At 73.6% G+C, this 6,635-nt stretch carries 7 protein-coding genes; 4 read left to right on the top strand and 3 right to left on the bottom strand.

Features of this window, described 5'->3' with window-relative positions; all coding sequences use genetic code 11:
* Nucleotides 1-94: 94 nt before the first annotated feature.
* The 3 genes from L7D48_RS07085 to L7D48_RS07075 all read right to left on the bottom strand — a co-directional run bounded on the left by L7D48_RS07085 (nucleotide 95) and on the right by L7D48_RS07075 (nucleotide 1,654).
* On the bottom strand, nucleotides 95-274 hold the full coding sequence (locus L7D48_RS07085) for a hypothetical protein (RefSeq protein ID WP_093658995.1): 180 nt from the start codon (nucleotides 272-274) through the stop codon (nucleotides 95-97).
* Between the two features lie 249 nt (nucleotides 275-523).
* Nucleotides 524-724 (bottom strand): hypothetical protein, encoded by a 201-nt coding sequence (locus L7D48_RS07080; RefSeq protein ID WP_237878090.1) that lies wholly within the window; start codon nucleotides 722-724, stop codon nucleotides 524-526.
* Nucleotides 725-1,195: 471 nt separating this feature from the next.
* A complete protein-coding gene (locus L7D48_RS07075; protein WP_237878089.1) occupies nucleotides 1,196-1,654 on the bottom strand; it encodes an RNA polymerase sigma factor in 459 nt (152 codons plus the stop codon).
* Nucleotides 1,655-2,110: 456 nt separating this feature from the next.
* On the opposite strand from L7D48_RS07075, the gene L7D48_RS07070 reads away from it, so the two are divergent.
* The 4 genes from L7D48_RS07070 to L7D48_RS07055 all read left to right on the top strand — a co-directional run bounded on the left by L7D48_RS07070 (nucleotide 2,111) and on the right by L7D48_RS07055 (nucleotide 6,578).
* Entirely contained in the window at nucleotides 2,111-3,151 is a 1,041-nt protein-coding gene (locus L7D48_RS07070) for an ABC transporter ATP-binding protein (protein ID WP_237878088.1), read from the top strand.
* The gene (locus L7D48_RS07065; RefSeq protein WP_237878087.1) at nucleotides 3,148-3,912 is read left to right on the top strand and encodes an ABC transporter permease; all 765 of its coding nucleotides are present in this window, start codon (nucleotides 3,148-3,150) and stop codon (nucleotides 3,910-3,912) included. Before L7D48_RS07070 ends, L7D48_RS07065 begins: the two co-directional genes overlap by 4 nt.
* A 167-nt stretch (nucleotides 3,913-4,079) precedes the next feature.
* On the top strand, nucleotides 4,080-5,396 hold the full coding sequence (locus L7D48_RS07060) for a serine hydrolase (RefSeq protein WP_237878086.1): 1,317 nt from the start codon (nucleotides 4,080-4,082) through the stop codon (nucleotides 5,394-5,396).
* Between the two features lie 90 nt (nucleotides 5,397-5,486).
* Nucleotides 5,487-6,578 (top strand): hypothetical protein, encoded by a 1,092-nt coding sequence (locus L7D48_RS07055; RefSeq protein WP_237878085.1) that lies wholly within the window; start codon nucleotides 5,487-5,489, stop codon nucleotides 6,576-6,578.
* Nucleotides 6,579-6,635: the final 57 nt, after the last annotated feature.

The raw sequence follows: 6,635 nt of genomic DNA, 5'->3' as shown, positions 1-6,635 counted from the left end.
GGCACGGCGGACGGAGGGGACCGGGCCGGTGCGGGGGGCTCGGGCCCGTGAAGCCCCCCGCCGGCGCCCGGTCGCTTCCGGGTCCGCCTCGTGCTTACTTCTGAGCGTTGGCGACCGCTGCGCCGACGCCCGCGGCGGCGACGAGGATGGCGGACGCCTTCGCGCCGGCCACGACGCCCGCGGCGAACGCGGCCGGGGTCGCCATCACCGGGGCGGCCTCGTCCTCGACCGGACGACCGACACCGGCGTTGACCTTCTCGACGAGCACGGACATGGTGCTTCCTCCACTGGTCTGGTAGATCGGGGTGTGTTCCGGTTCCGGCGGGCAACGCGACTGTCCGCCGGAACCGGGGCCCGGGAGCGGTCCCGGGCACGCGGGGCTGTGCTCACCGGCGGCCGTCAGCAGAGCGGCCGCCGGGGACCGCCGGGCCCACGGCCCCGGGTACGTCGATCGGCGCCGGACGCCTCGCGGACTCCGGCAGGGGGGACGGGGCCGGTGGACGGCTCGGCGGGTTCACCGGGATCAGCCGGTGGCGGTCTTGTACGCCACGTAGGCGGCACCGGTCACCGCGCCGGCGCCGACCACGGCGCCGGCGGCCTTGGCGATCACCGGGGTCGCGATCAGAGCCGGGGTGGCCATGACCGGGGCGGAACCGCCCAGGGGCGCGCCGGGCTCCAGCGTCCCGCGCAGGGACGTGTCGGCGTTCACCTTCCGGATCAGCATGAGCTGTCCCTCCTTTCAGACGAATCGTTTCGGTTCTGCGGACATCCCGCAGCCAGTCCTTTCGGGCAGGCTTCGGGAATTCTTCTTCTCCGGTCTCCCGGAGGCAGGGGGAATCGCCGGACGACCGGAAAGGGATATCACCGCCGCATGGCTGCCGACGGGAGAGGGTGGAAATCCCGTGGCGCCTTGCGGAAGCCTCTCGCGGCCGTTTCCGTTTCCTCTGTCCCCTTTTGCGCAATGGTCTCGGGAAGTGCGGCGGAAGTCCGGCCGGGGCGGCCCGGGACGCGGGGCGCGGCCGGTGTTCCGGGCCTTCGTTCCGGCCCGCCCCGGCTCCTGTCCCGGTTCCTCCCCGGGGCCTCCGCCGTGCTTCTGTCTGGATAACCTCCGGGAGGCCGCCCGTGTATGACCGGCCGGCGGGGAATTTTTCCGGGGCTGCCGGACCGCCGCCCCCGGGCCTCCTCCCGGGCTCCCTCAGGAGGCCTCGGCCAGCCCGACCAGCCCCCGCATGGCCCGCAGTCCGTGCGCCCGGGCCCGGGAGACCGTCCCCCGGTGGACGCCCAGCACGGCGGCGGCCCCGTCGATGGTGTAGTCCTGGACGTCGACGAGGAAGATCGCGGCGGCCTGTTTGCGCGGCACGGCCGACAGCAGCCGCCCCACCTCCCACCTGGCCTCCCGCTGCGCCATGGGGTCGCCGGGGTGGGCGTGGTCGGGAAGCTCGTCGACCGGGGTGTCCTTCGCCCGGCGCTCGGCCAGGTCGTACGCCGCGGTGGTCACCGCACGGACCGCGTACGCGGCGGGGTTGGGATGGGAGAGCCAGGAGTCGGACGACCTCAGCAGCTTGAGGCACGCGGTCTGCACCGCGTCGTCGGCGTCCTGTCCCAGCAGCCGGGAGGCCCGGCTGCGCAGCAGTGGCAGCAGTTCACGGATCAACGCCTCCGCGTCTCTCCCGCCGCCTCTCCCACTGCCGCTCCCGCTGTCTCTCTCGCTGCCCGTCTCGCACTGAACATCGGCATTCGACATCAAAACGCTCCCCCGGCGAGGACCCTTCGCAAAGGGCTGTGGCATGGGTACTGCGCGTGGCGCGTTGGTCAGGCGCACGCAGCGCGGTAACTGTAGACACGCGCGGCCGAATCTTTGGTCGGCCGGGGCGCCGATCTGAGCAAGATTTGAGGGTTACCGCCGAACACCCCCGGACCTCCGGGTGTAAGCCTCACTTCGGTCGCCGAGTGCGGATTTTTCGGACCGCTGTCGACTGGGGCGAGATGACCGGTGGCTCCGATGGTATTGAATTTCCCGGCGGCGTGGCCAAGAATTCACGGGATATACGCGGACCCCGAACCGCCTCATGACAGGATCACCCCGGTTCCCCACACCGAGGAAGGACGCATGCCGGAAGCGGAAAGCAGCCATATACACGCCCATGACGTCTGGCGCCGCTACGGACGCGGCAAGAGGACGTTCGACGCCGTGCGCGGGGTGAGCTTCACCGTACGGCCGGGGCAGCTGTTCGCCCTGCTGGGGACCAACGGCGCCGGCAAGACCTCCACCGTCGAACTGCTGGAGGGGCTGGCCGCCCCGTACCGCGGGCGCGTACGCCTCTTCGGCGACCTCGACCCGGTCGCCGACCGGGCCCGCATCCGCCCCCGCACCGGTGCGATGCTCCAGGAGGGCGGTTTCGTCTCGCACCTGACGGTGCGGGAGAGCGTGGAGATGTGGGCCGAGCTGACCTCCCGGCCCCGCCCCGTCGCGCAGGCGCTGGAACTCGCCGGGCTCTCCCACCGCCGCGACGTGATGGTGCAGAACCTCTCCGGCGGGGAGAGGCGCCGCCTGGACCTGGCCGTCGCCACCCTCTCCCGCCCCGAGGTGCTCTTCCTCGACGAGCCCACCGCCGGCATGGACGCCGAGGGACGGCACGCCACCTGGCGGCTGATCGGGGAACTGCGGGAGCGGGGCTCGACGATCCTGCTCACCACGCACTACCTGGAGGAGGCCGAGTCCCTGGCCGACCGGCTGGCCATCATGCACCGGGGCCGTATCGCCGCCTCCGGCACCGTCGCCGAGATCGTCGCCGACCACCCCTCCACCCTGTCCTTCGGCCTGGACGACCGGTGGACGGTGCGCGACCTGCCCATCGGCGGCACATCGCTGGAGGAGCGGGGCGGGCGGGTGACGATCACCACCGGGCAGCTCCAGAAGGACGCCGCCCGGCTGCTGGCCTGGGCCGAGGAGAAGGGCGTGGAGCTGGAGCGGTTCACCGCGCGGCCGGCCTCCCTGGAGGAGGCCTTCATCGGCATCGCCGGCCGGGACGGCTTCGACGACCGGGGCGACCGGGACGATCAGGGCGACCGGGGTGATCAGGACGACCGGGGCGGCCGGGACGGGGAGGCGCTCGCCGGCATCGGGGCGAAGCAGGGGGAGGAAGCGTGAACGGCCTGGCACTGCGGCACATGAGGACCCTGTTCCGCATCGAGTGGAAGCTGTTCAACCGGATCCGGGCCAACTACGTCTTCGCGGTCGCCGTCCCGCTGATGCTGCTGGTGGCCATGCGCTCGGTGCAGGAGCAGATGGACCTCGCCGCCCACGGCGTCGACGCGGGCCCGCTGATGGTCTCCACCTCCGCCGGCATCCTGCTGATCTTCACCCTGTACTCCTCCGTCACCGGCCTGTACGTGGCCCGCCGCGAGGAGCTCGTCCTCAAGCGGCTGCGCACCGGGGAGGTCTCCGACCCGGTGATCCTGGCCGGCGGCGCCTCGATGTACGTCGCGCTCACCGTGGCCCAGATCGCCGTGGTGGCCGTGGTGCTGTCGGTGATGTTCGGCGCGGCGCCCCGGCAGCCGCTCTCGGCCGTCGCCGGGCTGGTCACCGGGGTCGCGCTGATGACCGCGATGGCCGCCGCCACGGCCGCGCTGTGCCGCTCCGTGGAGTCGGTGATGGTCGCCACCCTCCCGGCGATCTTCGTCCTGCCGCTGGTCTCGGGCGTCTACATCCCCCGCGAGGTGCTGCCGGACGCACTCGGCGACGCGCTGGTGTACGCCCCGCTCTCCCCGACCGTCGACCTGATCCGCTCCGGGTGGACCGGGCAGCTCTCGATGGCCGAGGTGCCGGTGCGGATCGTGCTGGACGCGGTGTGGGCGGCGCTGTTCGCCTGGGTGGCGTTCCGCAGGTTCCGCTGGGAGCCCCGCACCTGACGCGGCGCCGCCGACCGGGGGAGTCGTCCGCCGGGGGTGCGGGAGAACGGCCGGAACCGGCCCAACCGTCCGGCGGCGGCTCAACGGTCCGGCCCTCCCGCCCGTCCTCCGGGGTGCCGTGCGGCCCGGTCCGCGCACGGCACCGCCGACAGGAGAGGGGAACCCCCTTGAGCAGGAGAAGCCTCCGCGCCCCGGTCACCCTGGCCGTGGCCACAGCCCTGGCCCTGACCGCCGCCGTCCCGGCGGCCGCCTCCGCCTCCGGGTCCTCCGCCCCCGGACCCGCCGCGTCCGCCGACACCGCCGAGCGGCAGCAGCACCGGGGCGGGCACCACGGAGGAGACCGCGCGGCGCTCCGGCAGGCCATGGACGACATGGTGGAAGCGGGCGTCCCCGGAGTGCTCGTCCAGACGCGGGACGGGCGCAGGACCTGGACCGCCTCCGCCGGCGTCGCCGACCTGGACACCGAGCGCCCGCGGATCCGCCCGGACCGCTTCCGGGTCGGAAGCATCACCAAGACCTTCGTCGCCACCGTCATGCTGCAACTCCAGGAGGAGGGACGGCTCGACCTCGACGACCCGGTGGAGGAGTGGCTGCCCGGAGTGGTGCGCGGCAACGGGCACGACGGCCGCCGCGTCACCCTCCGGCAGCTCCTGAACCACACCAGCGGGATCTTCGACTACACCTCGGACGAGGAGTTCAACAGAAGGCTGCTGAAGGACTTCGAGAAGCACCGCTACGACACCTACACGCCCGAGCAGCTGGTCGGCATCGCCATGGCGCACGAACCGGACTTCGCCCCGGGCACCGACTGGTCCTACTCCAACACCAACTACGTCCTGGCGGGCATGGTGATCGAGGCCGTCACCGGCGACTCCTACGCGCACCAGATCGAGCGCCGCGTCCTGCGCCCGCTCGGCCTGCGCGCCACGGAACTGCCCGGCACCCGGGCGACGATGCCGCGCCCGCACGGCCGGGCCTACCTCCCGCTCGGCCCGGAGGGGGAGCTGACCGACGTCACCGACTTCAACCCCTCCGCGGCCGGGGCGGCCGGCGAGATGGTCTCCACCGTGGACGACCTCAACCGCTTCGTCCGCGCGCTGATGAGCGGCAGGCTGCTGTCCGGGGGGAGCATGGCCGAGATGCTGGACACCGTCCCCACCGGCGAGCAGGGCTCCGACCACTACGGTCTGGGACTCCAGACCCGCGAGCTGTCCTGCGGCGAGCAGGTGTGGGGCCACAGCGGCGGCATCCCCGGCTCGGCCTCCTTCGCCCTCACCACCCGGGACGGCCGGCACTCCCTGGCCCTCAACCTCAACGCCCAGGGGATCCCCGTGAACGCCGCCGCCGCCGTGGAGGCGGAGTTCTGCGGCACCCCGGCGGCTTCGGCCGACTCGGCCGACTCGGCCGACTCGGCCGACTCGGCCGACTCGGCGGACGAGCCCGGGCGGAAGGCCGCTCCGCTCCACCCGGAGCCGCTGCTGTGACGGCGGCGCTGTGACGGCGGCACGGTGACCGGCGCCCGCCCGGGGCGCGCACGCGCGGACGGCGGCCCCGCGGATGGCAGGCTTGGGGCCATGCGGAGGCTTGTGCGCGCCCTGGGCGCGGCGACGGTGATCGTGCTGGCCGGGACGGCCGGAGCGGCAGGGACGACCGGAGCGGCAGGGGCGGCCTGGGCGGCCGACCCCGCCGCCGACGGCTTCACGATCGAGGACGAGCGGATCACCGAGTCCAGCGGTCTGGCGGCCAGTCGCGCCCACCCCGGCGTGTACTGGACGCACAACGACAGCGACGACGGGCCGTACGTCTACGCGATCGACGGCCGCACCGGCGAGACGGTCGCCACCGTCACCCTGGCCGGCATCACCCCGCGCGACGTCGAGGCCGTCTCCGTCGGCCCGGACGGCGACGTGTACGTCGGCGACATCGGCGACAACTTCGGCGGCCGGTGGCCCGAGGTGTGGATCTACCGCTTCGCCGAGCCCGAGCGGCTGGCCGACCAGGCAGTCGAGGCCACCCGCCACACCGTGCGCTACGCCGACGGCCCGCGCGACGCCGAGTCGCTGGCCGTCCACCCCGTCACCGGACGGGTGTACATCGTCAGCAAGCACAGGGACGGCGGCGCCCTGTACGCCGGGCCCGAGAAGCTCCCGGCCTCCGGCGCCGCCACCTTCACCCGCGTCGCGGACATCGGCCTGTGGGCCACCGACGCCGCCTTCTCCCCGGACGGCACCAGGCTGGCGGTGCGCGGCTACTTCGGCGGGACCATGTACGCCTGGGAGGACGGCAGGCCCAGGGAACTGGGGCGGCTGACGGTGCCGGTGCAGCGCCAGGGCGAGTCGGTGACCTTCACACCGGACGGCCGGACCCTGCTGTACGGCACGGAGGGCGAACGCAGCCCCGTGCGGCCGATGCCCCTGACCGAGGAGCAACTCCCCGAGAGCGCGCGCGAGGAGGAACCGGGCCGGGCCGGCGGCGACGAAACCGGTGAGGGGGCCGGTGACGAGGCGGGCGACCGCAAGCCGGACACCGCCGGGGACGACGCCACCGGGGACGGGGACGGCGGGGGAGAGGGAAGCACCCTCGGGTTCGTCCTCGCCCTCGGCGCGGGCGCCGCCCTCCTGCTCGCCCTGCGCCGCTCGAAGCGGCGCGGAGGCGGCTCCTCCTGATGTGTCGGCAGCCGACGCCCGGTCCGTCTGCCCGGCGAAGTGGCTTGAATCGTCCGG

The sequence above is a fragment of the Streptomyces sp. ICN903 genome (genome assembly GCF_022015835.1).
GTDB lineage: Bacteria > Actinomycetota > Actinomycetes > Streptomycetales > Streptomycetaceae > Streptomyces > Streptomyces fenghuangensis.
This window is presented reverse-complemented; position numbering and strand designations above follow the sequence as displayed.